Raw genomic sequence first — 25,841 nt, 5'->3', positions numbered from 1 at the left:
TAATGCGCAATTATTTATCCTGAAAAAAATAACTATGGCTGAAAATAAAGAATGGGAACCGAGAATTGTTGCTTTCTGCTGCAACTGGTGCTCTTACGCCGGTGCGGACTTGGCTGGCAACAACCGTCTTGAATATCCGAAGAACGTTAAAATCATCCGTATTCCATGCTCATGCAGGCTGAATCCTCTTTTCATTCTCCGTGCATTCCAGCGTGGCGCAGACGGTGTAATCCTATGCGGATGCCATCCGGGTGACTGTCACTACTCTACAGGAAACTATTTCGCGCGCCGCCGCATGACTTTGCTCTTCTCGATGCTTGACTATCTGGGAATTGACAAGGGACGCACACGCGTTGAATGGTGTTCCGCCGCTGAAGGTGTCCGCTTTGCCGGAATCATGAACGATTTCGTATCGCAGATAAAAGCCCTTGGCGAAAACAAGAAGCTGGAGGATGTAAGATGCAAGACAAACTGATTGCCCGCGCCAAGGAACTTCTTTCTGAAGGCAAGGTACAGAAGGTTGTCGGCTGGAAGAAAGGTCTCTTTGATGACGACATCACTCCGGCCGTATTTGCAACCGCGGAAGAACTGGACAAGGATTTTGTCTTCAACAAATACTGCAAGGCGAACCTTTCAAAATATCTGGTCGGAATCACAAGGAACATCGAGATTGCGAAAAGCACTACACGCATGAACAACACGATGGCGAAGCAGCGTGATCCGAACGCGCAGGACAAGCTTATTCCGTCCGAAGTCGTGCTTGTGTTCCTGAAGCCTTCCGACACATATTCATTCACACAGCTGCTCAAGGAAAGCCGCATTACAAGAGACGATGTCTATGCGATCGGCGTTCCGTGCCAGGACTCAATTGACGGCGGAGATGTATGCGGAAACTGCGCCGGAAAGAAGCCCGTCTCATGCGATGAGTATATCGGCGTGGATCCGGAAGCAGAGGTTGCTCCGAACACGGCAAGAATGGAGGAAGTCGCAAGGATTGAGGCCATGCCGGTGAACGAGCGCTATGAATTCTGGAGAAATGAATTCAGCCGCTGCATAAGATGCAACGCCTGCCGCAACGTATGCCCTGCCTGCACCTGCGAGAAATGCGTGTTCGACAACAACGCGCTCTACACGACGCAGAAAGTCGCGGAGACAAGCTTTGAGGAAAGCCTCTTCCATATCATCCGCGCATGGCATGTGGCCGGACGCTGCACTGACTGCGGCGAATGCTCAAGAGTCTGCCCTCAGAACATTCCGCTTTATCTTCTTAACCGCAAGTACATTAAAGACATCAATGAGATTTACGGCGACTATCAGGCCGGAGCTGACATGGAGTCAAAGCCAGCGATGCTCCGTTTCCAGGAGGACGACCCGGAGACAACGATTGTTTACGACAGATCAAAAGACGGAGGTAATGAATAATGCTTAGTATCGCAAAAGATAAAATCGATTCATTATTTGAGCTTATCGGTTCAAAGCAGCCTTTGTACTTGCCTGTTGACAACAATTCGGGAAAAGCTGACTTCGCGAGATGGCAGAAAGGCACAAAGCTTTCAGAAAAATTAAAGACCACACGCTCCGCAAAGGATTTCTTCTTTCCGAAGACAGAGCACATGGTAAGCTATGAAATGAGCGGAAAGGAAGTCAAGGTCGTTGACCCGCGCAAGGAAGTCGAGGATTTCGTGATTTTCGGTGTGCGGGCCTGTGATGCGCGCGGCTTTACCGCAATCGACAACGTCTACCTGAACATGAATCCGGTGGACTCATACTACAAGAACCGCCGCGAGCACGGAACAGTAATTGTTCTTGCCTGCAGCGAGCCTACGAAAACCTGCTTCTGTTCCACATTCGGAATTGACGCGTCGCTTGCAAAACCTGCAGGAGACGTGAGCTGCTGGCTTGCCGACGGAAAGTACTATTTTGAGGCTAACACCGACAAGGGCAAGGCTTTTGTTGAGAACGCGAAATCGGCTCTTGAAGACGCTGACGCATCCGCTGTTGAAGCCTGCAAGAAGGACATATCGGCAAAAGTCGAGGCTCTTCCGTTCGCGCATCTGGATCTCTCAAAATTCCAGGGCAAGGACATGCTCAAGATTTTCAACTCGAAAATCTGGGACAAGGTTTCAGAGCCATGCGTAGGCTGCGGAACCTGCACTTACGTCTGCCCTACCTGCATGTGCTTCGACGTGCGCGACTTCGCCACAAGCAGCGGCGTTCGCCAGGTGCGCTGCTGGGATTCCTGCATGTACAACGACTTCACCCAGATGGCCGCCGAGAATCCGCGCCACACACAGAAGGAAAGAAGCCGCCAGAGATTCATGCACAAGCTCATGTACTATCCTATGGCGCATGACGGAATGTTCAGCTGCGTGGGCTGCGGACGCTGCGTTGAGAGCTGCCCTGTGAACATGAACATCGTCAAGGTCATCAAAGCCGTCAACGAGAGCGATGACATCTAAGGAATAGGAGAAACTGATGGAAAACAAAGAAAGCTTTATTCCTTATGTAGGAAAAATTATTGACATTAAGCAGGAAACTCCTGATGTAAAGACTTTCAGTGTAGTCGGTCTTGACGGAAAGAAACTGTTCGAGCACATTCCGGGTCAGTGCGCAATGCTGATTGTTCCGGGTGTGGGCGAATCTATGATTTCAATAACCTCATCCCCGACTCTTGAGACACACATGGAGTTCTCGATAAAGAAGTGCGGCTGCGTCACAGAATGGCTTCACTCCGCGGAAGTCGGCCAGGAAATCTGCCTTCGCGGACCGATTGGAAACGGATTCCCTGTTGAAGGCGCGCTCAAGGGCAAGGACATTCTCGTCATCGCAGGCGGTATCGGAATCGCTCCGGTCCACTCTGTCGTAAACTACATGATGGATCACCGCGAGAACTACGGACGCATTCAGGTCATCTACGGAAGCCGCTCGAAGGCGGACCTCGTGCGCCTGGATGAGATGCAGAACGTATGGATGAAGCAGCCGAACTGCTCGATAAATCTTACAATCGACCGCCCTCAGGACGACTGGGACGGACACGTGGGATTCGTTCCCCCTTACGTTACGGAATGCAACCCGGATCCTAGCATGACAGTAATCATGTGCGGACCGCCGATCCTGATTCACCTCTCGCTCGACGCGTTGAAGAAGCTCGGCTTCAAGGACAGCCAGGTCTTCACGACAATGGAAATGCGCATGAAGTGCGGAATCGGAAAATGCGGAAGATGCAACATAGGCGACAAATTCGTCTGCAAGGACGGACCTGTGTTCAGCTTCGACCAGCTTGGGGAACTGCCTCCAGAGTATTGATTTCAAGAATTTTCCTGTGAAGATTCGAAAATTTTTATAAGACTTCAGATGCGCCGTCCGCGGCGCATGAGGAGATTAAATTATGTCAGAGACAAAACAGATGGCTACAATATATCTGTTCGGAAAGAAATATGATGTTCCGGCAGAACTTACAATCATGAACGCAATGGAATATGCCGGCTACCAACTCAAACGCGGCTGCGGATGCCGCAACGGATTCTGCGGAGCCTGCGCCACAATCTACAGAATCAAGGGCGAGAACCAGCTCCAGACCTGCCTTGCCTGCTCAAAGAAAGTCGAGAACGACATGTACATCGCAACCCTTCCGTTCTTCCCTCTCGTGAAGCAGGTTTACGATCTGAACACAATGAAGCCGGAGCAGGCCGTGATGATGCAGCTCTACCCGGAAATCTATTCATGCGTGGGTTGCAACGCCTGTACAAGAGCGTGTCCGCAGAGCCTGAACACAATGCAGTACATCGCCTATGCCCAGCGCGGAGACTTCGCGAAATGCGCCGACCTCTCGTTTGACTGCGTAATGTGCGGATGCTGCTCGTCAAGATGCCCTGCAGGAATCAGCCACCCTCAGGTCGCGGAACTTGCCCGCCGCCTGAACGGAAAGTACATCCAGCCTCAGAGCCAGCACCTCATTGACCGCGTTAACGAAATCAACGAGGGAAAATGCGAGGAGCTTATCCAGAACCTGATGAAAAAGCCGTTGGCGGAAATCAAAGAGCTCTACAACACACGCGAAATCGAGAAATAAAACCACAACTGACGCACCTTCCTTGGTGCCAGGGAGAATTATATGTACGGAAACGAATTGGACGAAGCAGCCAAAATTGTAGCTGCAAAACGTGAAGAAAACCTTAAATTCGAACATGCGCGTCTCACTGCTGACGAAAAGGATCAGCTTCTCAAGGAATATCATCCGGACCGCATCGCAAGCCAGTTCGAGGAGCTTAAAATCGGACCGAACAAGGGACAGAAAGCGCCGATTGAGCTTGCCGCAATGCTTCAGGCGAAACCGCGCATCGAGCCGGAGCACATCGACCTTGCCCACGTTGACTACGAGACGGACGTTCTTGTAATCGGCGGAGGCGGAGCCGGAACATCGGCCGCAATCATGGCTAGCGAGGCAGGAGCAAAAGTTCTTCTTGCCACAAAGCTCCGCATCGGAGACGCCAACACAATGATGGCTGAAGGCGGAATCCAGGCGGCGGACAAGCCCAACGATTCCCCTGCCCAGCACTATCTTGACGCGTTCGGCGGCGGACACTTCGACGGAAAGCCTGAGCTTGTATACACTCTTGTAAACAAGGCTCCTTCCGTAATCAAATGGCTGAACGACCTCGGAGTTGAATTCGACAAGGAAGCCGACGGCACGATGGTTACGACACACGGAGGCGGAACAAGCCGCAAGAGAATGCACGCCTGCAAGGACTATTCGGGAGCTGAAATCATGCGCACGCTCCGCGACGAGGTCCTGAACCGTCCGGACAAAATCACGGTCGTTGACTTTACAGCCGCAATCGAAATCATCAAGGACGACAAGGGAAATGCCTGCGGCGCGGTTCTCATGAACGTAGAGACAAACGAGATCAGAATCGCAAAGGCAAAGGTTGTGATCATCGCGACTGGAGGAGCCGGACGTATGCACTACCAGGGCTTCCCGACATCAAACCACTACGGAGCGACAGCTGACGGTCTTGTGATCGCATACAGAGCCGGCGCAAAGCTTCTGTATCAGGACTCACTGCAGTATCACCCGACAGGAGCCGCATACCCGACACAGATTCTCGGAAAGCTCGTTACTGAGAAAGTTCGCTCACTCGGAGCTAAGCTTATCAACAAGAACGGCGAGGTCTACATCCATCCGCTTGAGACACGCGACGTGAACGCATCCGGAATCATCAAGGAAGTGCGCAACGGACGCGGAGTCCACAACGAGGTTCAGGACGCTGTCTGGCTCGACACTCCGATGATCGAGATGATCCACGGAGAGGGAACAATCCTCAAGTCAATTCCTGCGATGTACAATATGTTCATCAAGTACGGAATCGACATCCGCAAGGAGCCGATCCTCGTCTACCCTACGCTCCACTACCAGAACGGCGGCGTCGAGATTGACAAGACCTGCCACACAAACGTATCAAATCTTCTTGTTGCGGGAGAGGCTTCCGGCGGCGTTCACGGAACAAACCGTCTGATGGGAAACTCCCTGCTTGACGTTGTCGTGTTCGGACGCGAGGCCGGAATCGAAGCCGGAAAAATGTTCAAGGACATCCAGCTTTCCGACACTTCAAAGATGAACCTTGACCACGTGAAGGTGTTTGAAAAGGAGCGGGATGCGGCCGGAATAAAATCCGACGTTGTTTCCCCAAAAATCCTTCCGCGCTACACACACGGAAACAAGGAATTCGAGAAGGCGATTCCCGGAGCAACAAAATAAAGTAAGCTGATTTTTAGCAAAGGGGCTGTCAAAATTTGGCAGCCTCTTTTTGGCTATAAGGAATGAACTGTTTATTGAAATAAATTTCAAAGAGGCTGTATGAAAAACAAACATATTTCACTTTCTACAAAAATGTTTTTAGGAAACATCTTGCCATTAATTTTTGCTTCAACATTTATAATTGGTTCTTTTCTTATTGTATTAGTAAATATGCCAGAAGATTTCGCGCTTTACTACGGAACCTTGATTTCTCGTTATGAGCCAGGCGGATTTTATTCTGACAGTTCTGGCTGGAATCCTGATGCTGACTGGCTTCCTCCTGAGCGTCCATGGTTTCAAGATGCTGTAAAAAATTCTGGAGAATTTGCAATTACAGATCCTTATGTTGATACAATGACAAACTCAATCTGCACGACAATCAGCAAGGATGTAAAAGATTAAAACAACAAGCTGCTCGGAGTTGCCGCAATTGATATAATTCTTAACAACCTTTCTACGGCAATGGCAGATATTAAAATTTCTGAAAACGCAAAGGCATATATAGTGAACGCAGACGGCTTGTTTATTACAAATGACGACACATCTTTTTTAATGGAAAAATCGATTTTTGATGAATCTGAATTTAAAAAGCACAGCTTTAACAAAACCAATTTCTTTAATTTATCAAATATAATTATAAAAGGCGGAATTTTTTACGGAGTATGCAAATCATCTTCTACTCCATGGTATATTGTAGCTTATGGTCCTGTTTCCGACTTTACAAAAAACAGCTATTCAGCAATCTTTAAAGTTTTGCTTATAATCATTGCGGCAATTGCAACTGCGGCAGTTATCCTTCTTTTCAGCGCAAAATCAAGCGCAAGGGAATTTAAACTTATGGTTGTAAACTGCAATGAAATTGCGCAAGGCGACTTTACAAAAGAAGTTAAAGATGGCAGCACAAAAGAAGCGGCGGAACTTGCAGAAGGATTCAACAACATTATCGTTGACCTTTCTTCGCTAATAAAAGGCATTAGAAATTCCGCAAATGACATCGGCAATATTACAGAAAATCTTTCAGAAGCTTCTGATGTAATCGGACAAAGCGTTGAAACAACAAACAGTTCTGTTGAAAATGTTGCTCAAAGTGTCCAAACGCAGATTCATTCAGTTGACAAGATTGACCAGTCCGTTACAGAAATTGTAAAACAAATCAACAGTCTTAAATCTGAAATTGAAACTCAAGACCGGATAATTGACGATTCATCTGACTCAATTGAAATTGTGGCAAACAATGTTCTTGCCGTAAATGAAAAAATAAGCGAAACTTCAAAAGACGTTTCAGAGCTTGTAGAATTTGCAGACAAAAATAGAAACGAGTTGAAAAATTCAGTTGCGCAGATTCTTGAAGTTAAAGAGAAATCAAAAAATCTTCTTGATACAAACAAAATAATTGCATCTGTCGCAAGCCAGACAAACCTTCTTGCCATGAACGCCGCAATTGAAGCAGCCCACGCAGGCGTTGCCGGAAAAGGTTTTGCCGTTGTTGCCAATGAAATCCGCAAGCTTGCAGAAACGACATCAAAACAAGCAAAGTCATCTTCTGAATCGCTCAAGCTTATTCAGACTCAAATTGATACAATTTCAGACACATCTATTGACGTTGAAAAAGCTTTTGAAAATACAATCGAAAAAATCGGCAACATCAATACTTCTGTAGACAGCCTTAAAACTTCCGCAGAAGAACAAGGCCAAAAAGCCCAGGAAATTTTAAGCGCGCTTGACGACATGAAAAGCAGTTCCAAAATCGTAAAATCTGGCGCTGAAAAAATTGTGCAAGTTACAACAGATGCGTCTTCAATTTGCAATGAACTTGTAAAACTAAACTCAAGCGTAGAACAGAATCTTACAGAATGCAAAGACGCAGCAACCACTCTGCTTGCCGCCTCAAACAAAATTACAGAAACTGTAAGCAAAAACAATGCCTCTGTTGAAACGCTTAATCAAGCGATTTCTCCATTCAAGGTGAAATAAAACGATTTAGGTCAAGTATCATTTCTATTTCAAAAATTTCACAAAACCTCTGATTGCATAATGCATAAAATATTTTATTGCTTTTCTAAACGGCAATTTCAATTCTTTGCGCAAAATATTCCAATGCCATTGCATTGTTTTTAACTTGTTTGCGGAAACTGATTTTTTTTGAATTCTATAAAACGCCTCGTAAGTATTTGTATTTATAGCATAAAAGCCGTGTTTTAGTATTGAAAGCCACATGACATAGTCTTCGTGGTGAATTTCCTTTTGAAAAACTTTTCCGCATTTTCTTGTGTCATACATTCCAGTCAAGTTGCCGATGCAGTCGCCTTTTAATAAATATTCATAAGTTACAATGAATGGAGATGAAATAAGCCTATTTTGAAATTCTCCAGTATCATTCATTTTTGCATAATATGAAAATACAACCACGACATTTTTTGTCTCAAAGAGCGGCAGCTGATGCTCAAGTTTTGTCGGAAGCCACATATCATCGCAGTCAAGAAACGCAATAAAACGTCCTGCGGCAGCATTTATTCCGACATTACGCGGAGTTGCCGGCATACCGGAAGATTTTTCCGTGTGCAACAGTTTTATCCGTGAATCTTTTTTGCAGAAATCTTCTATTATAATCACAGAATTATCAGTGGAACTATCATCCACAACAAGCAACTCCCAATCTGTATAAGTCTGAGACAGAACAGAAGTTATGGAATCCGGAAGATACTCTTCTCCGTTGTGGCACGGCATTATTATTGAAACCTGCGGAACACTCATTTTTCACATCCTTCAATGTAAGTTTTTAATCTTTCCAATACAACAGAGTTTGATAGATTCTTTTCGAAATACTTATAGGGCTGTTCATTATATTTGGAAATATCAAAATTATTTATTTTTTCAACAAATTCAGAAGAATCTTTGCATAGTTCTCCAATATCCTTATAATCAATTCCTACAAAAGCTTCCTTTGTTCCTACTATTGGAATTCCATAAGACAACGCCTCAACACTTTTCGTTTTCATTCCAGAACCAAGAAATATCGGTGATACAACAAACTCAACAGAATTATAAAAATCGTCAACATTATTCACACGTCCAAGCATTTCCAGATTTTCATAATTTGCCGACAATCTCTCTTTTAGATAATCACACATAGAACCAGCAACAACAAATTTTTTGTTAATGTGAGGAAGAACGTTTTGAATAAACCATAGAACACCATCTTTATTTGCAAACATATCAGAGCCAATAAAACCGCATTTTCCTTTTTTAGAATTATTACATTTTATTAACTTAACGTGGGAATCCATGCTAATAGGCAAAATCAACTCTGGTAAAACTGAATACTCTTTTTGCATTTCTTCGGCATCTCTTTTATTCAATACAATTTTGCAATCTGAAAATAAACATGATTTTTTTTCAAGTCTTGATACATATAAAAAAAAGAACCATGTTAAAATTGATTTATGATATTTGTACATGTCGTGATAATATTTTTTTTCTATGTTATGAAAAAATACAATTGTCTTGCTACCACAGTTTCTACAATATTCAATAAGATTCCCAAATAGCGAAGAATTGAAAAACACATAATTATATGTTCCACTACTTATCTTTGTTTTTATTTCATTCTCTATTTTTTTTGTAATTCCATAATCACGATTAAATAAAATCCCTTTTACTTTTGATAAAAAAGTTGGAACTGGAAAAACATATAAATCAACATTATCTTTACCAAACAGATTTAAGAATAAATCATAATTTCTTTTTGATACTACAGAACCGCCATTTGCTTGAGACTGATAAAAATCTTTAGAAATAAATAAAACTTTCATATACCCCCATTTCCTTCTTAGTTATATCTAAATGATTTTAAATTTTTAAAATTTTCCTTATCAATAAAAAGTACTGTCTGATAAGGAATATACGGAGAACGCGTAGGATTGCTTGTGGAAATGTGCAAAGTAAAGATAAAGACAAAATAGAAAATTATTAAGGTTAAAGCCCGTTCTTTTATTTTAAACTTGCTAAAAACAACAGGATATGCAAAACAAAGATAAATGTTATAGTACTCAGCAAATCGCAATCCCATGTGTCCACCGAAAATTAGTGGAAATGCAAATCCCAAAATAAGTATAGAAAAAAAGCGTTTTGATTTGTTGTAAGTTCCAGTAATTAAAGATATAAAAAACAAATATGCAGTAATTAAAATATAAAAATACCTCATAAGAGAGCCGCCTTTTAAATTTTCCAATGCATCAATGTAAGACAACATAAGACCTAACTCTTTGAGTTTTTTAAAGATGAAAACTTTTAAAATTAAAACAATAAATAACAAAATTACAGAGAATATGATATTTATATAGTTATAGACAAAATAAATTGGAATTGCTATAAAAGCAGATTTATGCCACAAACATGCAAATATACATAGAACTATATATTTAAGCATTTTATGTTCAAATATGCATCTAGTGGCGTAAAAGACTATAGAAACTGCAACAGTCTGGCGGATTGTACTCAATCCGCTCAAGAAAAATAAAGAGATATAAATTACTATTGATTCAAAATATGAAACAGAATATTTCTTTATTCCAAAATAAACAAGAGTATAAGAAAAAACACTCGTAATAACAAAAAATATCCAAGGATATCTATACTTATTACAAAAAAGTGCTAGAAAACGTGGAAACAATTCCCAACGGTAAACTTCATTTCTATTCAAGTCTGGAAAAATTGAATGCCAATAAGTCGGATAATCATACCCTACATCGAATCTAAGCATAGCAAACAAAATTATAAATACAAAAGAAAATATCAGACTTAGATTTTTTGAAAGATATTTATTATTTACACTGTAGCGACCGCCGAGAAAAATTAAAAGAACAAGAAAGAATATATAAAAAATCATTTCAAGGCCTCTAAAAACAGAGATTTCGATTTTTTGTTTTTTTTCAGACTGTATATGAATAAAAGAAAATTTTTTAAGCTTTGTAATTTTTTTTCATTTAAAAGATTTTTTTCAGCATATTTACAACAAGATGCCCAATAAAGCACAACAGATTTTTTTCGAAAATCATAATTCATAGAATTTTCATTTTTATCTTTTGAAGAAGCACCTTCAAAATGAATGATTTTAGGACCATGTATTAAAATACTAGATTTTCCTTTATGCCTAAGTTTCAGCTGCAAATCAGATTCCTCAAAATACATAAAATATCTTTCATCAAAAAATGCATCTGAGTTATTCAAAAGAAAATTATCTGCACCAGTAATATATTCAACGTTGCCGTAAAAAGGCTCGATTATGCCTATTTTTCTAAAAAAGAATTTCCAAATTCTTTTCATTCCATACGAAACAGAAAAGCAATAAATAAGTGATTTAAAAATACTTTTATACGTCGGAAAATTTCCCCAAGAATGTACGCAGTTTCCTTTATTATCCGATAAGTTACAGCCCAACACTCCGATTTTTTCTTTTTCAGGAGAATTTTCCCAATAGTCAAAGAAAATCTTTACAGCATTGTTCAGCAAGACCGTATCGCTGTTCAGATAGAAAATGTATTTTCCTTTCGCCACTTTTAGGCCGCGGTTGTTTGCAGCCCCAAATCCAAGATTCGCATTGTTTTCTATCAAAATTACCTGCGGAAATTCGGATTTTATCATTTCAATAGAGCCGTCTTTGCTGCTGTTGTCCGAAATGATAACTTCAAATGAAATGCTTTTTGTCTGCTCAAAAACTGACTTCAGGCAGTTTCTTGTCAGCTCTTTTGTGTTGTAATTTACGATGATTATTGAAACGTCCATTTTTCATTCTCTCAATTTTTCAATTTCCTAACACATACTTCGCATAATATTCTTCAGAAAATTTTGTTTTTCCAATTAAGGAGATATTACCCAAGAATTTATTTCTCAACAGATAAGCAAATTGCCATAATCCTGAATGAACTTTTGCATCAACAAATTTAAAGATATTTAGCAGTTTTACTCTTTTCAAATTATGTAGTACCCACACATTGAAGAGCCGTTCAGCCATATAGCCAAAAATGCGCCCTTGAACGGCATTATATTTTGCTATGTCGATTTCCTTTTCAGCCTCAAAAAGTATATTGAACAGCCATGCGCAATATGCGTCAAAATCGTTCCACCCTATGACAGTCATGTTATAGGGTGATAACCTACATCCGCAGGTCATCACACTATAAATGTCTTTGTCATATTCAGGATATTTCTCATGTATTATCTTTTTTAAAGTGCGTAAATCTTCAGAAACATGGCATACCGAATAGTCAATTTCCAATGAATAAGGATAGATTCTCGGCTTTGCCATTAGCACATCATATTTTGAAAGAATTTTTTCCAGTTTTATCTTGTCGAGCTTGTAATTCTTCACTTCGTTTTCAGGAAGAACTACTGCATCATCAAAATAATTCTTCCTGTCAAAACTGAAATATCTTCTATAATGATTCAGACCGATATATTCCAGATTTGGATAAATTTTCTTAATATTCTTCCATGCCCAGTAAAGTGCAGTAAGTTCACAGTAGCTTTTATTCTTTGCGCTGATGTTGTCGCATAGTTCGCCATTCACTTGGTCATCGCGTTGCATTCCCAAATCAACATCGCTGATTGCAGCTCCAACCTGAACCGGAAGGAATAGTCCGTCTGGATTAGGAGGAAGCTCACATGGCTTGTGGCAACAGATAAGAATTTTGCAGTTGTCTTTGTTCAATGTGATTTTATCTCTCATTTTCTTCCTCCCAGTCTTTCATACATTTTTCAATGACATCGTCCATATCGTAATATCTGTATTCCGCAAGACGACCACCGAAAATCACTTTGTTTTGATTCTGTGCCAGTTCCTTGTATTTTTTGTAGACTTCCGCGTTTTTCTCATCATTCACCGGGTAGAAGGGTTCGACTCCCTCGTGCCACTCGGTTGAGTATTCCTTTGAGATTACGGTTTTATTCTGATTGTAGGTCGGATTTTCCGGCTCAAAATGCTTGTGCTCGATGATTCTTGTATATGGCTCATTGTGGCTTGTGTAATTCACAACAGCGTTTCCCTGGAAATTCTGCTTATCTAGAATTTCTGTCTCAAAGCGGACTGTACGGTATTCCAGTTTTCCGAATCTGTAGCCAAAGAATTCATCGATTTTTCCTGTGAACACGATTTTTTCCGCGATGTCGTCCCATTTTTCACGGTCTGCAAAATAGTCTGCGCCGCATATCGTCTCAATTCCAGCAAGCAAACCTTCTGTCAGCTTGTTGTAGCCGCCAATCGGGATTCCCTGGTATGCGTCGTTGAAATAGTTGTTGTCAAAAGTGAACCGTACAGGAAGCCGTTTTATGATGAAAGACGGAAGTTCTGTGCATTTTCGACCCCACTGCTTTTCGGTGTATTCCTTTACAAGAGTTTCGTATATGTCGCGCCCGACAAGACTGATTGCCTGTTCCTCAAGATTCTTCGGCTCGGCAATTCCGCATTCCTTTTTCTGTTGTTCGATTTTTGCCATCGCCTGTGCTGGTGTTGTTACGCCCCACATCTGATAGAACGTGTTCATGTTGAAAGGAAGGCTGAAAAGTTTTCCATGAAAATTTGCGACCGGGAAATTTGTGTAGCGGTTGAACTGAACAAAGCTGTTCACAAAATCCCAGACTTTTTTGTTTGAGGTGTGGAAAATATGCGCTCCATACTTGTGGACATGGATTCCGTCAACATCCTCGCAGTAGATGTTTCCGCCAAGCTGCGGACGTTTGTCAATAACAAGGCACTTCTTGCCGGCTTTGGTTGCAAGATGTGCAAATGTCGCTCCATACAAACCAGAGCCAATGATTAGATAGTCGTAATGAGAGAATTTTGTTTGAATTGTTCCAGCCATTTATTTTCCTGCTAAAGCATTTGAAAGAAAACTTATACCTTTTTCTCTTAGTGATTTCTTCTGTATTTCAAAAAAATCCCAGTCAAACTTTGACAAAAGAATCTTTTCGAAACCAGAAGACTTATGAATTATCAGATTCCGTCCTATCATCATATTCAGAGTATCAAGTCTTGAATTTGTAGTTTTCGCACAACCTTTTAAAGAAAAGACAGCAACAGGTTTATGAAAAAAGAGAGAAAACACAGTTCCATGAAAAGAATTAGTAATTACATATCTTGCGTTTGCAATCAATTTCATCCATTGCGGTACTGCTGGAAATATTCTCTTCTCAGAACTACACTTTCCGTGTCCTGTTACATATATAACATCAAGCCCCTGTTTATACGCCCAGTTTTTTATCTTTTTAATACTCAAAGATGACGCTGCTGAAAGTTCATATACAAATACATAATCATTTTCTGGCAATTCAACGTTCTCATCTTTAAAGAATTCAAGATATTCATCAGGCGAAATAAGAAAAGTTGGATCACATACATGGACAGCATTTTCAATGCCGATTTTCTTTAAGATTTCAAGACCATTTTTCTCACGTACACTTATAGCATCAAAGTGAGAAAGCAAAGGCTTTACTGCCACCGCAAATTTTTCATTCAATTTACCTTCTGAAAAACCGAAACTTGCGGCATAAGAAATTCGTTTTGTCTCATATTTTCCAAAATTTAAAAAATGTGCATTCAGATTATTTTTCTGTAAATAGTGAATATTCCAAACTTGATCACTTCCTACAATATAAGCATCCGCTTCTGGAGGCTGTTTGCTTAATTCATCAAATGTATAATAATCTTTTGACAAATGAAGATATTTTTTTCTGAATTCAGGAGCATTACGGTTATGTGATAAAGTTTCCTTTTTCTGATTTTTAGAATCCAACTGGTTCTTAATAAAATGCAACAACAAGTAAGGATTTAAAACTTTAAGAATTTTCCAAAAAGGTCGTTTTATTATTAAAACATCATCAAATCTATGATATTGAATCAAAAAAACATCATTACCAATTTTCTCAAGATATTTTTGAAGCGCAAATCCTTGAATCTGAGTACCATAATTGTCATCTGGTTGCCAACAAGTCATTATTCCAATTTTCATTTTCTAAGTCCTAATTTTCGTAAGATTTTTCCTCCAAAACGCCGGCAGGCATAGTAAACTCTGATAGGAATCTTCAGTTCGACATATTTCTTATATGCAACATCAAAACCTTTATTTATGCAGAGCGAAATAAATTTTTTACGATTTTTTGGAAGTGCAATAGAATATAAAAGCTGTGTATTAAATCTTTTGCAGTCGTAATTTTTAATTTCATCAACGGAAAGTGAAGTTTTTACAGATTCGAAAAACTTTTCGCCATTTATAGTGTTTAAAAAACAGATTGAATATCCTTTGTCATCATCTTTTTCTGGAATATAGTTTTGGATTCCCCAAAAATCTCCGATTGTAATATCTGAAAGAATTTTTGCCCCCTTAAAAACACAGTCATAGCAGGAATGTCGCATCATTACATTTTTATTGAATGAAAGCATCCACATTCCTTTAGATTGGTTCACGCTGTATTCACTGCCATTCGCGAAAGTGAATGCCAGTGAAAACAACTTCCAGCCGTCATTCTTCCGCCTGAAAGTTGTTTTCACAATCCGCGAAGCGGATTTTTTTTCGCTGAATTTTATATATTTCTGCCATAATGCTGGGCTTGGAACTCCGTGGCAGATCACATCAACAGTAAAAAGATTCTCATAATCTTTTTTTAGAAAAGCCTTAAGCCCGGCAATCTGGCACGGCGTTCCGTTGTAAAGAACTTTTCTTCCGACCTCAAGAAATTTTTTACATTCCATAAAAGTGTCTTCTGTTCTGCTCTGCAGATATTTGGACCCGCGGAATCTTTCAAGCTCGCAAATGGAATCAGTCCATCCGTGCTTTACAGAAAAATCAGCGTCAAATTCCGCACCGAATACAACACCGCCTTCGTTTATTATCTTTTCTGCAAGAACCGTAAATATTCCGCCGGACGAACTTTCAAGACGTGTTTTCTCATCATCGCAGATTGCGGCATACGATTTTCTTTCTGAAAAGTCAGTTGAAGCTTTTACATTCAGAACCGGGCAAGTTTTTTCGCAAACTTTACATTCAACACATATCGCTGAATCAACTTGAGGATATAAAAATCCCTCATCATTCGGTTTCATCAATATTGCGGACTTAGGACATATCTGTCCGCAAGCACCACAGCCAGAACATTTTATGAATGAAAGATTAGGCATTAAAAATCCTCCTTCGAATCATGCTCACGACAGAAACACGTTCTGTTTTATTCATTCCAACAAAAAAGACGAACACTGTTGTAAAGGCGACAGACAACAAGACAACACAAATAAAATTCAAAACTTCGCCTTTAACAAAAAAACGTGCAATAACAGGAACAACTGCGGACAAAGACGCAACTAAAAAAATCGGCAGGCAGACATTTATAAAAAAACGTCGGAGAGAAAAGTCAGTCAAAAGTTTTACAATAAAAAGCCGCACAACAAAGGCAGCAAATGTAATGCAGATTCCAGCCACAAGCACGCTATATGCAGGAAGTCCGATTTTCAAGCACACATAGCTCGCAGGAAGATTTAGAAGCAGAATTCCACCCACAACACTTTGATAAAGTTTTATTTTTCCAGTCGCTTGTGCAAGTGTCATAATGGGATAACTTACAGAATCAACCAATGCATCAATAAGAACAAGGCGTGCAAAAAGTACAGCATTTTCTGGAACATTCTTTAGCCATGATTTTAAGACAAACGGCATTTCAAGAATAAGAGGAAGTGAAAAAACATACATTAGAAAGAAGGTCATCTTGCAGCCTCGAAAAGCCAGAGAAAAACACTCTTCATCCTGCCCTGACGCATAAGTCTTAATAATCTGAGGACGTATTGCAGTAGAAAAATTCTGGCTGAAACTTGTTACCGCCGCGCTTACTTGAGAAGCTATAGCTCTAGCCGCATTCACAACAGTACCGAAAAACTGATTCAGAAGAATATTCACAATCTGGTTTTTGAACACGCCGACTGAGCTTCCAAAAAGATTCCACCCCACATAGCTGAACATCTCAGAAAATTTTCTTTTATCCCAAAATAACCTGAACTTACATTCCTTATAGTGTCTTTTACAGTAAAACCGGTAAAGTCCAGTGTTTATTAGTGCCACAAACAAAAGAAGTATTCCGTAAAGAATCAATTTGTCAGAAGAAACAGTTTTCAAGACAAATACAACTGCAAGCTTCAGCACTACTTCGACAATGCTCACATACGCATAAACATTCATATTCTCGTGAGCAATTATTGAACTCATGTACGGCGTAGTCATAAGAGTAAACAGAAATGAGATGACCGCACATTGATAAATCCATTTTGCAGCAGTCATTCTTTCTGGAGGAATCACAAGCTTCTTGCATACGAACCACAACCCAAGAGTTTCCGCAAAAATGATGATCACAATTGAAAGAAAAGCGTAAATTGTGAGAGTGACAGAAAATATATGCGCAAGCCCAGATTCATCTCCTTTTCCAATTTCAAACGAAAAGAACCTCTGGCTTGCAGTCGCCATCGCCCCACTTAAAAAAACGAACATTGAGACTACACCGGCAACAACATTGTAAATTCCGTAATCTTCCGCGCCGAGCGTGTTCAGAACTACACGCACCGTGTACAACGACACTAGCATTATGAGAATTTGACGGAAATAGAGAGCAAGAGTGTTTTTGGCTATACGAGAAGTATTGGACATTCTTATAAAGAACCTCTAAAATCTTGAAGATTCGTTTCAAAAATAGAACTTTCAGCAACACCTTCCATCTCTTCTTCCCTCTCAAATTCCCTGCCACAGTCATAAATCACCTGACCATGTCCGTCCACGCAGAATGCCTCGATCACTCTTCTGCTCACTTCCTCGCCGCCAAGCCACACCGACTTATTATCATCCGCAACCGGCGACAAAGTGCATATATATAGAAGAATTTGTTCAGTTTTTTCCGCTTTAAGCCGTTCAAGCACAAAAGAAAGCATCGCTTCTGTAACACCGTTCGGGAAAATCACAATATCTTTTTCAGCCCAGAAACCGCCGGCATCGCTTGTGAGAAAATCGTGCATTTCGTTTATTTTTTTCTGTGTGAATCCGTCAGGGGCTGAACCGCAAAGAATGGCGTATCGAGTCAAAATATAAATACCTCTAAATATTTACAATCTTTAAGATTGTACAAGTATACAACTTTATCCTACAGATTGCAAGTTTTTAAAAACAACATCTTAAAGTATGTACAATGAATACGGAAAAAGAATCAGCAAGCAAATATAGCAGTGAATTTTCAGACAGAATACGCTATTTACGAAACAAAAATAAAATTTCCGCGCGAGAAATGAGCATTGCGCTAGGGCAAAATGTAAATTATGTAAACCTAATTGAAAATGGAAAAAGACTTCCGTCTCTTCAAGGATTTTTTGCAATATGCGAGTATTTTAAAATTACACCAGCTGATTTTTTTGATTCTGAAAATTTTTTCTCAGAATATTTCGAAAAAACAAAAAATACAGAAAACGAGAAAAAAGAACTTATCTCTTTCTTTGAAAATCTGTCCATTGAACAAGTTTCTTCTATTTTAAATTTGATAAAAGCTTTTAAAAGATAAAAAACATTTCAGTCCGTGCCACGGACATTTACACATCCGCATAGCGGACACGTACATATCCGTGGCACGGACGCAATAAAATCCGCCATACGGACTTGTCCATATCCGTGATGCGGATTTTTTCATCAATTTTTCACAAGAACATTCCAAACGCTTCCTTTATTCAAAAATCTCTTGTGGACAAAGGCTCATTTTGTTATAATTGCAATATTATGGAAAATATTAAAAATTTAAATAGAAGACTTGTAACTTCAGCCCTTCCTTATGTAAACAATATTCCTCACCTTGGAAATTTAATACAAATGCTTTCCGCCGATGTTTTTGCAAGGTTCTGCAGAAGCCGTGGATATGAAACTCTTTATGTCTGCGGAACTGATGAATACGGAACTGCCACAGAAACACGCGCTGTAGAAGAAAAGAAAACTCCACGCGAACTTTGCGACTACTACTACAAGCAACATGACGAAATTTACAAATGGTTCGACATTGCGTTTGACAAATTCGGGCGGACTTCAAATGAAGAATGCACAGAAATAACACAGGCAATGTTCAAGGATCTGGATAAAAACGGATTCATAAAAGAGCACACAAACAAGCAGCTTTTCTGCCCTTCTTGCCAGATGTTCCTTGCAGACCGCTATGTTCACGGAGTTTGTCCAAAATGCGGATTCGAAGATGCAAGAGGCGACCAGTGCGATAAATGCGGATCTCTCTTAGACCCAGTTGAGCTAAAATCTCCAAGATGCGCAACTTGCGGTTCTACTCCAGAAATAAGGGAAACACGGCATCTTTACATAGACCTTCCTTCAATCAGCAAAAATCTTGACTCTTGGATGAACAAGACTAGCAAAGAAGGCAGATGGTCAGACAATGCAATAAACATAACAAAAGCCTGGATAAGAGACGGTCTTAACGAAAGAGCAATCACACGCGATTTAAAATGGGGAATTCCTGTTCCAAAGGCTGGATATGAGAACAAAGTTTTCTATGTTTGGTTCAACGCTCCAATCGGATATATTTCAATAACCAAGCAGCTTGCCGACGAACTTATTGAAAAATCCAAGCCTTCGTTTGACTGGAAAAGCTGGTGGCTTCCAGAAGAAAGTGAAGAAGCAAAAAATAAGCCGCCTGTTGACTTGTTCCAGTTCATTGGAAAAGACAACATTCCGTTCCATACGGTAATTTTCCCATGCTCGCAGATTGGAAGCGGACACAACTTTACAAAATTGTTCCATATGTCTTCAACAGAATACCTTAACTACGAAGACGGAAAATTTTCAAAAAGCCGCGGTGTAGGCGTATTCGGAACAGACGCAAAGGAAAGCGGAATCAAGGCTGACGCTTGGAGATTCTACATTTTCTACAACCGCCCGGAAAAACAAGACTACCAGTTCACTTGGAAAGAATTCCGCGAGCGTTACAACGGAGAGCTAATCGGAAACCTCGGAAACCTTGTAAACCGCACACTTCTTTTTGTTCAGAAATATTATGACTCAAAAATTCCAGACGCTCCAGTTGATGAAGAGCTTTGGGCGCAGGTAAAAGAGCATGAGGCAAAAGCAACAGAATATCTTGAATGGGCGAACTTAAAAGACGCATTCCATGAAGTGTTTGCAATTTCCGACATCGGAAACAAAGCGTTCCAAGACACAGAGCCGTGGAAAACAAGAGAGACAGATCCAGAGCGTGCTGCAAAACTCATTCACAATCTTTGCTACATGATAAAAGACCTTATGATTATGGCGCATCCGTATATGCCGCAGTTCGCAGAAAAAATCATGTCTTACTTCGGAAAGAAAATCAGCGAGCCACGATTTAACGATGAGCAAAAGCCGGAAGGTCTTGACTGGTCTGACCTTGGAAACACAGAAGGTTTAAGCGAAGTTTCACCTACGGAAGTTTTCTTTACTCCGCTCGACCAGAAAACAATGGAAGCGTTCAGGCAGAAATTTTCAGGAACACAAAAAGACCGCAACGCAAAGCCAGCTGAAAAAAAACAGAAGAAAGAAAAGAAACAGATTGAAGTTCTCCCTTTTGAAAAGCAGGCTGAATGGTTCAACGAAAAAATCGAGCTGAAAGTTGCAAAAATCACAAAAGTTGAAAACAATCCTGAAAGCGACAAGCTTTACATTGAAACTCTTGACGATGGAAGCGGAACAGAACGCATCATTCAAAGCGGACTGCGTGATTTCCTAAAGCCAGAAGAGCTTCTTGGAAAACATATAATTCTTGCTTCAAACCTCGCGCCAAGAAAAATGCGCGGAGTTGAAAGCCGTGGAATGTTGCTTGCGGCCGACTACAAAGATGAAAACGGAAAAGACTGCGTAGAGCCGCTCGAAGCTCCTTGGGCAATTCCTGGAACAAAAGTTGTTCTTGAAGGTTCGCCAGAAAATTCAAAGCCAGAGCAAATTCAGGCGGAAGACTTTTTTGCAGTTGAAATAAAAGTTTCAGATAACAAAGTGCAGATCGGCGAAAAAACTCTGACCGCAGCAGAAAAACAAATTTCAACTGTAAAAACAAAAAACGGAAGCGTCCACTAAAAACCGGAAAAAAGCAAAATGCAGAATCAGGAGCAACATTTTTTACAAACTGAATTTTGGGCAAACTTTAAAGGCAGACATGGCTGGAAAACATATTTCTTTATCTTTGATGGAGAAAATATTTCCAAAGTTGACTCCTTTAAAGAATGCAAGGAAAATGAAAAATGCCTTTCAGTTCTTGTGCGCTCGTTCAGCTTGAAAATAAAAAAATTCAGCATAGCCTATATTCCAATGTCTCCAGAATTTTCTAGCAACGAAGAAAATCTTAGGCAGAATTTTTTTAATGAACTTGAATCCATTTCAAAAAAAATCTTTAAGTTTCTGCCGCAGAATACAATCTGCATAAGGTTTGACCCTGCGCTGGACTTTGAAAATCTTGAAGAAAGAAACAATTTTGTCGCAAATGAAAAAAAATTTTTCAGGCAGCATAAAGATAATAAAGAAAATTTCCGCATAGAAAAGACAGCCACAGACATACAGCCGCCGGACACAGTTTTGCTTTCACTTTTGGAATCTGAAGAAAAAATTCTTTCTGAAATGAAAAGCAAATGGAGATACAACATAAGGCTTGCGGCAAAAAAAGGCGTTGAAGTAAAATCTTATTCTGCAAAAGAGGCTGATTTTTCAAAAGCATTTGAAGAATTTTTTAAGCTCTTCATGCAGACAAGCGAACGCGATGGAGTTCAGTTTCATCAAAAAAATTACTATCTTGATTTGTTAAACTCAAGCGCAGAAAATCCTAACGCTCCGGTTGTAAAACTTTATCTTGCAACGCATGAGTCAGATGTTCTTGCAGGAATAATAACCTTGTTCTGTAAAAAAGAAGCAGTTTATCTTTACGGCGCATCAGGAAATATAAAGCGAAATTTTATGCCGGCTTACTTGCTTCAATGGAATGCAATCTGCGATGCAAAAAAATTCGGATGCCCCATTTATGATTTTTACGGCTGTCCTCCAGAAGAAAATAAAAACCATCCAATGCACGGCTTGTTTCTTTTTAAAACTGGATTCGGCGGAAAACTCATTCACAGACCTGGAAGCTTTGATGTTGTTCTAAAGAAAAACTGGTACACGCTTTATAGGACAGCAGAAAAATTGCGCGCTTGGTTCTACAAAAGTCTAAAGAAAAAACTTGCAGGAAGATGACAATAACTTGATTTCAAGCTATTATCATTTTTTTAGAGGCATAACACTCAAGTTGATTGTCTTTTCTTTTTCCATTCCGGCAGAAAGATTTATATTCCAGAAAAGTGCAACTTTATAAGTAGAAGAAGTTACTTTTGGCTCAAGACCGTCAACAGGGCGTTTAAATGCAATCATTGCGCAGCTAAGCCCGGAATCTTCATTCGGCTCAATCACAAAAATGCGCTTGTCTGCGGAATCTTTTACTTGAATAATTGAAACTCCCTCATCGGCATAAAAAGAATCAGGCAAAAGAAGACGAGTTTCATTCAATATAGCTTCAGTGGAATACTGGCTTTCCATTTCAAATTTCTTGTCAAAGCGGGTCTGGGCAAAATTAAGTTCAACTGCAAAAACTGCGTTCAATTCAATCGGACTTTCATTTTTTAAAATATACTGAACTGTAATTCCGCTTGAAGAAAAAATAAAATTCTTTCTAAGTTTTACAGGAAGCTTCATGGAAGAAAAAAGGCCGTTTCCTTCAAGCTGAATTTCTTTCCGTTTGGATTCAAGTTTTTTTTCTGAAAACTGCGAATTGGAAAAAATACAATTCTCGATTGATTCCTCTGCCAAATATTTTTCAAATTTTTCAGGCTCAATCAAATGGTCAGAGAAAAATCCGCGGCAATAAAAATCTGTTCCAGAATCAAATTTTTCAATCCGGGAAAGACTTGCGGCATAATTAGCTCCACTCTTTATAAAATTAAGCTCAGAAATTTGTCCGCCGTACAAAGAAACAACCGCATTGTATTTTTCCATCTGGCAAATATATTCGTTAAGTCCGTCTCCGTTGCAATCAAAAGAAGTAAGCGACTCTCTGAAAATTTTTGCAGCTTCGCGAATCAAACGTTCAGCCTCATTCAAAGCGCGAAAAGCCTTTTGTCTTTTTTCAGCAGGTGAAGGCACTCCAAATGCCGGCGACAAATAATTTGTTCCATCCTGCGCTTTCCAAAGCATTTCTGACGATGCAGTTTTTCTAACTTTGTCTCCGCCCTTGCACTGCGAAACCAGCATGCTGATATAAACCATGCGCTCATAAAGCCGTTTGTTCTGCGAATACAAATTCAAGTAGTCATGTATTGTTGGCGGAAATCCAGTTTTGTTTTCTACCTGTTCAAACGGAATCAAGCTCCACTTGGAAATTTCGCTGTCCATTCCAGCAGGAATATAAGCCGGAGAAAAGAATTTTGATTTTTTCAAATACAAATATGGAGTTGTAAAAGAAACATCTTCTGCATTTTCAGAAATAGAATCAAAGCATTGAGATTTCATAAAAGCGCCGAACTGCTCGAACGAAAAACAAAGAGATAGCACAGGCTCAAAAAACTGATCATCCGAAAAAGAAAATTGTTCAGGCTTAATTTTTGAAGCAAAAGTTTTTATCCTTGAAGTCCATTCTTGGCAAGATTCATTTTCAAGCGGAAATAAATTTTTATAGGACGGGAAAATTTTTATGCTTCTTCCCTGCTCGCTTGCAATCAGAGGACAGCACTTTAAATGTTTTTTTGGAACAAGAGAACTGTCCAGAAAAATATATTCCATTCCGCATGACTGAAAAGTTGAAACAAGGCAAGAATCCCAAATGCTTCCAAACAAAGTCATTCCGCACGGACGTTTTCCGATTGTTGAACGGACAAGCGAATTCATTTTTTCAATCTGGCCGCTTCTGTCCATTGGCAAAAGCAAAGGAAAAATCGGAGAATAATATCCGCCGCCGATTATTTCAATCTGCCTTTTAGAGGAAAGTTCATGAAGAAGCTCTATTGATTCCGGGTGTTTTTTTTCATAATGTGCAAGCTGCGGTCCTGAAAATCCAATAGTAAGAAAGAAGTCTTTATGAGAATATAAAAATGAAAGCAACGGTTTAAAAACATTCTGATAGTTTTTTTCAAGCGAAACAGTTTCATCAGAACTTTCTAAATCGGCATTTAAAACAAGACAGAATTTACTCTTCATTAAAGCAGCTTACCTTTTGCAGAATATTGTATAGCACTTTTTCCAGAATTTAAAGCCTCTCTTATCCAAAGGCAAGATTTCTTTTTCAGCAAGAAATTCCGAGCATTCCGTTTTTTCAGAAAAAGGTGAATTGCAAAATGCAGCTTTTTTAGTTGTGGCAGGAATCAGCTTTATAATTTTATGCGGACAAGAATCAATGCACTTTCCACAGCCGTTGCAAAGACTGCTTACAACAGCTGTCTTGTTTTTTATAGACAATGCGCCGCGCGGACAAGATTTTATGCAGTCTCCAAATCCTGCGCAAATAAACTTGCAATTGTATTCTGTGTCAAAAGCAGAAAAGAACAAAGCGCAGTTTTTAGGACCATTATAATCAATTCTTTTTTCTCCGCACTTTTTTTCAGGCGAACATAACACAATAGCTTTATTTTCTGTAGCCGCTGGAAATTCTTCAAAGCTAGATTTTTCCAAAAGCTCTGTTTCGGAAATCAAAGAATTCTCAAAAGGAATTTCCTGTTTTTTTAGCGAAGGAGACAAAATATAAAAAATAAAAACGCAGACAAAAGAAACAACAATTATAAAAAGAAGTCCAAAAAGAATCGCCGCTACCATTGAAAAACTCCTTTATTCAACCATGAAACATTCCAGCACAAAAGAATCAGCATGATAATCGCAATGCTTGCAAGAATAAAATTATTTCTTGAGCTTTCAGTTCTTCCGCCGTAAAGATCAAATTTTCTGCAAAGAGAATAAACAAAAGGTATAAAAATAAAAAATGAAAGCACACAAATGCAAGTTATAAAAACGCATTCAGCAAGAGATGCGCTTTCTGTAAGACCGACAAAAATAAACAGAAGAGAAATAGAAAATTCAACTGCGCTGATTTTTGTGGTTATCCTGACAATCGCTTCTATAAAAACTGACACAGGAATAAAAATCAAGAGAACCGCAAACGGATAAAGTTCTGAAAGTTCAGCGGGAACTAAAAGTGAATTTACAAAAAGATAAGACAAGGCGGAAACAGAACTTGCCGTTATAAGCATTTTTATAGCTTTTAGCCAAAGCGGATTTTTATTTCCAGAAAGGAACACTGCCCGCTCCATTCCAATTCCATAAACTAAAACTACAGACGCATAAGAAATATAATAGAAAAATACTGAAAACATTTTAGTCCACCTGTGAAGTTTCTATGATTTCAAAAGCCGAAATTATTTTGAAAAACAATGTGTTGAATAAAAGCAAAAGGACAACTGCTCCAGGAATTGAAGCTAAAAATGAAAAAGGCAAAATTTTATTTTCCGCACTGAAAATCAGAATTTCAAAAATTCCGTTTGCTGAAGGAAAAGAAATTGTTCCGTATCCAAAGACATCTCTTATAAAGAAAAACACAAGCGCAAAAACACAAAAGAAACTGCACTTTACAAGGACATTTTTCAATTCAAAAAGAACCGGCAAATCAGAAGAAGAATATAAGTTTCCAAGAATAAAAGAAGTAAAAGCCGGCATAAAAAAAGCAATTCCTAAAACAAATGCAGTCAGAGGCGAAAAAATTATCACAAGCTGGCGGACAAGAATGCAAAGAGAAACAAGCATAATTGTTACAATCACATTGTGAAGCTCGGCATTAAAAAATTTAACGGCAAACTTCTTAAAAAGAATTCCGCAAACAGACATAAGATAAAGCAGAAAAATCATAATCAGTCCATAAGCAAATCTTCCAGGAACAGGAAGAAGAAGCGCAAATGAAAGCGGTATATAAATATAAAGCTCGTTTTTTTTCATTTTAA

The 25,841-nt window shown here is 39.6% G+C and carries 25 protein-coding genes; 11 read left to right on the top strand and 14 right to left on the bottom strand.

Annotated features, from left to right (window positions below; translation table 11 throughout):
• The first annotated feature begins 34 nt into the window (after nucleotides 1-34).
• From Q0N70_RS04760 to Q0N70_RS04725, 8 genes are all read left to right on the top strand, one after another.
• A complete protein-coding gene (locus Q0N70_RS04760) occupies nucleotides 35-475 on the top strand; it encodes a hydrogenase iron-sulfur subunit (RefSeq protein WP_013701512.1) in 441 nt (146 codons plus the stop codon).
• Nucleotides 460-1,422, top strand: coding sequence for a 4Fe-4S dicluster domain-containing protein (locus Q0N70_RS04755; protein WP_294014364.1), 963 nt, complete (start codon nucleotides 460-462; stop codon nucleotides 1,420-1,422). The genes Q0N70_RS04760 and Q0N70_RS04755 overlap by 16 nt, the downstream gene beginning before the upstream one ends.
• On the top strand, nucleotides 1,422-2,459 hold the full coding sequence (locus Q0N70_RS04750) for a 4Fe-4S dicluster domain-containing protein (RefSeq protein WP_294014362.1): 1,038 nt from the start codon (nucleotides 1,422-1,424) through the stop codon (nucleotides 2,457-2,459). The genes Q0N70_RS04755 and Q0N70_RS04750 overlap by 1 nt, the downstream gene beginning before the upstream one ends.
• Before the next feature lie 16 nt (nucleotides 2,460-2,475).
• Complete coding sequence (locus tag Q0N70_RS04745) at nucleotides 2,476-3,306, top strand: FAD/NAD(P)-binding protein (protein ID WP_013701515.1); 831 nt, start codon at nucleotides 2,476-2,478, stop codon at nucleotides 3,304-3,306.
• 82 nt (nucleotides 3,307-3,388) lie between these two features.
• Complete coding sequence (locus tag Q0N70_RS04740) at nucleotides 3,389-4,072, top strand: 4Fe-4S dicluster domain-containing protein (protein ID WP_287053162.1); 684 nt, start codon at nucleotides 3,389-3,391, stop codon at nucleotides 4,070-4,072.
• A 42-nt stretch (nucleotides 4,073-4,114) separates the two neighbouring features.
• A complete protein-coding gene (locus Q0N70_RS04735; protein WP_294014359.1) occupies nucleotides 4,115-5,758 on the top strand; it encodes an FAD-dependent oxidoreductase in 1,644 nt (547 codons plus the stop codon).
• 99 nt (nucleotides 5,759-5,857) lie between these two features.
• The gene (locus Q0N70_RS04730) at nucleotides 5,858-6,199 is read left to right on the top strand and encodes a hypothetical protein (RefSeq protein WP_294014357.1); all 342 of its coding nucleotides are present in this window, start codon (nucleotides 5,858-5,860) and stop codon (nucleotides 6,197-6,199) included.
• Between the two features lie 60 nt (nucleotides 6,200-6,259).
• Complete coding sequence (locus Q0N70_RS04725; protein WP_294014355.1) at nucleotides 6,260-7,771, top strand: methyl-accepting chemotaxis protein; 1,512 nt, start codon at nucleotides 6,260-6,262, stop codon at nucleotides 7,769-7,771.
• A 24-nt stretch (nucleotides 7,772-7,795) separates the two neighbouring features.
• Here Q0N70_RS04725 and Q0N70_RS04720 read toward each other — a convergent pair whose 3' ends face one another.
• The 10 genes from Q0N70_RS04720 to Q0N70_RS04675 are packed head-to-tail and all read right to left on the bottom strand — an operon-like array spanning nucleotide 7,796 to nucleotide 17,906.
• Nucleotides 7,796-8,551, bottom strand: coding sequence for a glycosyltransferase family 2 protein (locus Q0N70_RS04720; protein WP_287053167.1), 756 nt, complete (start codon nucleotides 8,549-8,551; stop codon nucleotides 7,796-7,798).
• Entirely contained in the window at nucleotides 8,548-9,609 is a 1,062-nt protein-coding gene (locus Q0N70_RS04715) for a glycosyltransferase (RefSeq protein WP_294014352.1), read from the bottom strand. Before Q0N70_RS04715 ends, Q0N70_RS04720 begins: the two co-directional genes overlap by 4 nt.
• 17 nt (nucleotides 9,610-9,626) lie before the next feature.
• Nucleotides 9,627-10,685: an EpsG family protein gene (locus Q0N70_RS04710; RefSeq protein ID WP_287053172.1), complete on the bottom strand. Its 1,059-nt coding sequence runs from the start codon at nucleotides 10,683-10,685 to the stop codon at nucleotides 9,627-9,629.
• Nucleotides 10,682-11,581, bottom strand: a complete 900-nt coding sequence (locus Q0N70_RS04705; protein WP_287053173.1) for a glycosyltransferase family 2 protein — start codon at nucleotides 11,579-11,581, stop codon at nucleotides 10,682-10,684. The genes Q0N70_RS04710 and Q0N70_RS04705 overlap by 4 nt, the downstream gene beginning before the upstream one ends.
• Before the next feature lie 19 nt (nucleotides 11,582-11,600).
• Complete coding sequence (locus Q0N70_RS04700; protein ID WP_294014350.1) at nucleotides 11,601-12,524, bottom strand: DUF4422 domain-containing protein; 924 nt, start codon at nucleotides 12,522-12,524, stop codon at nucleotides 11,601-11,603.
• On the bottom strand, nucleotides 12,514-13,656 hold the full coding sequence (gene glf / locus Q0N70_RS04695; protein ID WP_294014349.1) for a UDP-galactopyranose mutase: 1,143 nt from the start codon (nucleotides 13,654-13,656) through the stop codon (nucleotides 12,514-12,516). Before glf ends, Q0N70_RS04700 begins: the two co-directional genes overlap by 11 nt.
• Nucleotides 13,657-14,802, bottom strand: coding sequence for a polysaccharide pyruvyl transferase family protein (locus Q0N70_RS04690; protein WP_294014347.1), 1,146 nt, complete (start codon nucleotides 14,800-14,802; stop codon nucleotides 13,657-13,659).
• Nucleotides 14,799-15,968 carry a Coenzyme F420 hydrogenase/dehydrogenase, beta subunit C-terminal domain gene (locus tag Q0N70_RS04685; protein WP_294014345.1) on the bottom strand — a complete coding sequence of 390 codons (1,170 nt, stop codon included), beginning with the start codon at nucleotides 15,966-15,968 and terminating at the stop codon, nucleotides 14,799-14,801. The genes Q0N70_RS04690 and Q0N70_RS04685 overlap by 4 nt, the downstream gene beginning before the upstream one ends.
• Nucleotides 15,961-17,478, bottom strand: a complete 1,518-nt coding sequence (locus Q0N70_RS04680) for an oligosaccharide flippase family protein (RefSeq protein ID WP_294014343.1) — start codon at nucleotides 17,476-17,478, stop codon at nucleotides 15,961-15,963. The genes Q0N70_RS04685 and Q0N70_RS04680 overlap by 8 nt, the downstream gene beginning before the upstream one ends.
• A gap of 2 nt (nucleotides 17,479-17,480) precedes the next feature.
• Nucleotides 17,481-17,906 carry a hypothetical protein gene (locus Q0N70_RS04675; RefSeq protein ID WP_294014341.1) on the bottom strand — a complete coding sequence of 142 codons (426 nt, stop codon included), beginning with the start codon at nucleotides 17,904-17,906 and terminating at the stop codon, nucleotides 17,481-17,483.
• A 104-nt stretch (nucleotides 17,907-18,010) separates the two neighbouring features.
• On the opposite strand from Q0N70_RS04675, the gene Q0N70_RS04670 reads away from it, so the two are divergent.
• From Q0N70_RS04670 to Q0N70_RS04660, 3 genes are all read left to right on the top strand, one after another.
• Entirely contained in the window at nucleotides 18,011-18,376 is a 366-nt protein-coding gene (locus tag Q0N70_RS04670) for a helix-turn-helix transcriptional regulator (RefSeq protein WP_287053185.1), read from the top strand.
• Nucleotides 18,377-18,588: 212 nt separating this feature from the next.
• Entirely contained in the window at nucleotides 18,589-20,916 is a 2,328-nt protein-coding gene (gene metG, locus Q0N70_RS04665; protein ID WP_294014339.1) for a methionine--tRNA ligase, read from the top strand.
• 18 nt (nucleotides 20,917-20,934) lie between these two features.
• The gene (locus Q0N70_RS04660) at nucleotides 20,935-22,062 is read left to right on the top strand and encodes a peptidoglycan bridge formation glycyltransferase FemA/FemB family protein (protein ID WP_294014337.1); all 1,128 of its coding nucleotides are present in this window, start codon (nucleotides 20,935-20,937) and stop codon (nucleotides 22,060-22,062) included.
• Between the two features lie 24 nt (nucleotides 22,063-22,086).
• Here Q0N70_RS04660 and Q0N70_RS04655 read toward each other — a convergent pair whose 3' ends face one another.
• The 4 genes from Q0N70_RS04655 to Q0N70_RS04640 are packed head-to-tail and all read right to left on the bottom strand — an operon-like array spanning nucleotide 22,087 to nucleotide 25,836.
• Complete coding sequence (locus Q0N70_RS04655) at nucleotides 22,087-24,054, bottom strand: alpha-amylase/4-alpha-glucanotransferase domain-containing protein (protein WP_294014335.1); 1,968 nt, start codon at nucleotides 24,052-24,054, stop codon at nucleotides 22,087-22,089.
• A 9-nt stretch (nucleotides 24,055-24,063) separates the two neighbouring features.
• The gene (locus Q0N70_RS04650) at nucleotides 24,064-24,666 is read right to left on the bottom strand and encodes a 4Fe-4S binding protein (protein WP_294014333.1); all 603 of its coding nucleotides are present in this window, start codon (nucleotides 24,664-24,666) and stop codon (nucleotides 24,064-24,066) included.
• Nucleotides 24,660-25,220, bottom strand: a complete 561-nt coding sequence (locus Q0N70_RS04645; RefSeq protein WP_294014331.1) for a hypothetical protein — start codon at nucleotides 25,218-25,220, stop codon at nucleotides 24,660-24,662. The genes Q0N70_RS04650 and Q0N70_RS04645 overlap by 7 nt, the downstream gene beginning before the upstream one ends.
• A 1-nt stretch (nucleotide 25,221) precedes the next feature.
• Nucleotides 25,222-25,836 (bottom strand): hypothetical protein, encoded by a 615-nt coding sequence (locus Q0N70_RS04640; protein WP_294014329.1) that lies wholly within the window; start codon nucleotides 25,834-25,836, stop codon nucleotides 25,222-25,224.
• Nucleotides 25,837-25,841 lie beyond the last annotated feature (5 nt).

The organism is uncultured Treponema sp. (assembly GCF_945873775.1).
Taxonomy (GTDB): domain Bacteria; phylum Spirochaetota; class Spirochaetia; order Treponematales; family Treponemataceae; genus Treponema_D.
The sequence above is the reverse complement of the archived record's forward strand: the minus strand, read 5'-3'. Positions and strand labels throughout refer to the sequence as shown.

What these genes read in the sequence shown, in the direction of transcription:
- Q0N70_RS04715 (WP_294014352.1), bottom strand. Translation starts at nt 9,609, where the DNA reads ATGAAAGTTTTATTTATTTCTAAAGATTTTTATCAGTCTCAAGCAAAT.
- Q0N70_RS04640 (WP_294014329.1), bottom strand. Translation starts at nt 25,836, where the DNA reads ATGAAAAAAAACGAGCTTTATATTTATATACCGCTTTCATTTGCGCTT.
- Q0N70_RS04760 (WP_013701512.1), top strand. Translation starts at nt 35, where the DNA reads ATGGCTGAAAATAAAGAATGGGAACCGAGAATTGTTGCTTTCTGCTGC.
- glf (WP_294014349.1), bottom strand. Translation starts at nt 13,656, where the DNA reads ATGGCTGGAACAATTCAAACAAAATTCTCTCATTACGACTATCTAATC.
- Q0N70_RS04690 (WP_294014347.1), bottom strand. Translation starts at nt 14,802, where the DNA reads ATGAAAATTGGAATAATGACTTGTTGGCAACCAGATGACAATTATGGT.
- Q0N70_RS04685 (WP_294014345.1), bottom strand. Translation starts at nt 15,968, where the DNA reads ATGCCTAATCTTTCATTCATAAAATGTTCTGGCTGTGGTGCTTGCGGA.
- Q0N70_RS04750 (WP_294014362.1), top strand. Translation starts at nt 1,422, where the DNA reads ATGCTTAGTATCGCAAAAGATAAAATCGATTCATTATTTGAGCTTATC.
- Q0N70_RS04740 (WP_287053162.1), top strand. Translation starts at nt 3,389, where the DNA reads ATGTCAGAGACAAAACAGATGGCTACAATATATCTGTTCGGAAAGAAA.
- Q0N70_RS04720 (WP_287053167.1), bottom strand. Translation starts at nt 8,551, where the DNA reads ATGAGTGTTCCGCAGGTTTCAATAATAATGCCGTGCCACAACGGAGAA.
- Q0N70_RS04710 (WP_287053172.1), bottom strand. Translation starts at nt 10,685, where the DNA reads ATGATTTTTTATATATTCTTTCTTGTTCTTTTAATTTTTCTCGGCGGT.
- Q0N70_RS04745 (WP_013701515.1), top strand. Translation starts at nt 2,476, where the DNA reads ATGGAAAACAAAGAAAGCTTTATTCCTTATGTAGGAAAAATTATTGAC.
- Q0N70_RS04650 (WP_294014333.1), bottom strand. Translation starts at nt 24,666, where the DNA reads ATGGTAGCGGCGATTCTTTTTGGACTTCTTTTTATAATTGTTGTTTCT.
- Q0N70_RS04735 (WP_294014359.1), top strand. Translation starts at nt 4,115, where the DNA reads ATGTACGGAAACGAATTGGACGAAGCAGCCAAAATTGTAGCTGCAAAA.
- Q0N70_RS04655 (WP_294014335.1), bottom strand. Translation starts at nt 24,054, where the DNA reads ATGAAGAGTAAATTCTGTCTTGTTTTAAATGCCGATTTAGAAAGTTCT.
- Q0N70_RS04670 (WP_287053185.1), top strand. Translation starts at nt 18,011, where the DNA reads ATGAATACGGAAAAAGAATCAGCAAGCAAATATAGCAGTGAATTTTCA.
- Q0N70_RS04755 (WP_294014364.1), top strand. Translation starts at nt 460, where the DNA reads ATGCAAGACAAACTGATTGCCCGCGCCAAGGAACTTCTTTCTGAAGGC.
- metG (WP_294014339.1), top strand. Translation starts at nt 18,589, where the DNA reads ATGGAAAATATTAAAAATTTAAATAGAAGACTTGTAACTTCAGCCCTT.
- Q0N70_RS04725 (WP_294014355.1), top strand. Translation starts at nt 6,260, where the DNA reads ATGGCAGATATTAAAATTTCTGAAAACGCAAAGGCATATATAGTGAAC.
- Q0N70_RS04680 (WP_294014343.1), bottom strand. Translation starts at nt 17,478, where the DNA reads ATGTCCAATACTTCTCGTATAGCCAAAAACACTCTTGCTCTCTATTTC.
- Q0N70_RS04660 (WP_294014337.1), top strand. Translation starts at nt 20,935, where the DNA reads ATGCAGAATCAGGAGCAACATTTTTTACAAACTGAATTTTGGGCAAAC.
- Q0N70_RS04645 (WP_294014331.1), bottom strand. Translation starts at nt 25,220, where the DNA reads ATGTTTTCAGTATTTTTCTATTATATTTCTTATGCGTCTGTAGTTTTA.
- Q0N70_RS04700 (WP_294014350.1), bottom strand. Translation starts at nt 12,524, where the DNA reads ATGAGAGATAAAATCACATTGAACAAAGACAACTGCAAAATTCTTATC.
- Q0N70_RS04730 (WP_294014357.1), top strand. Translation starts at nt 5,858, where the DNA reads ATGAAAAACAAACATATTTCACTTTCTACAAAAATGTTTTTAGGAAAC.
- Q0N70_RS04705 (WP_287053173.1), bottom strand. Translation starts at nt 11,581, where the DNA reads ATGGACGTTTCAATAATCATCGTAAATTACAACACAAAAGAGCTGACA.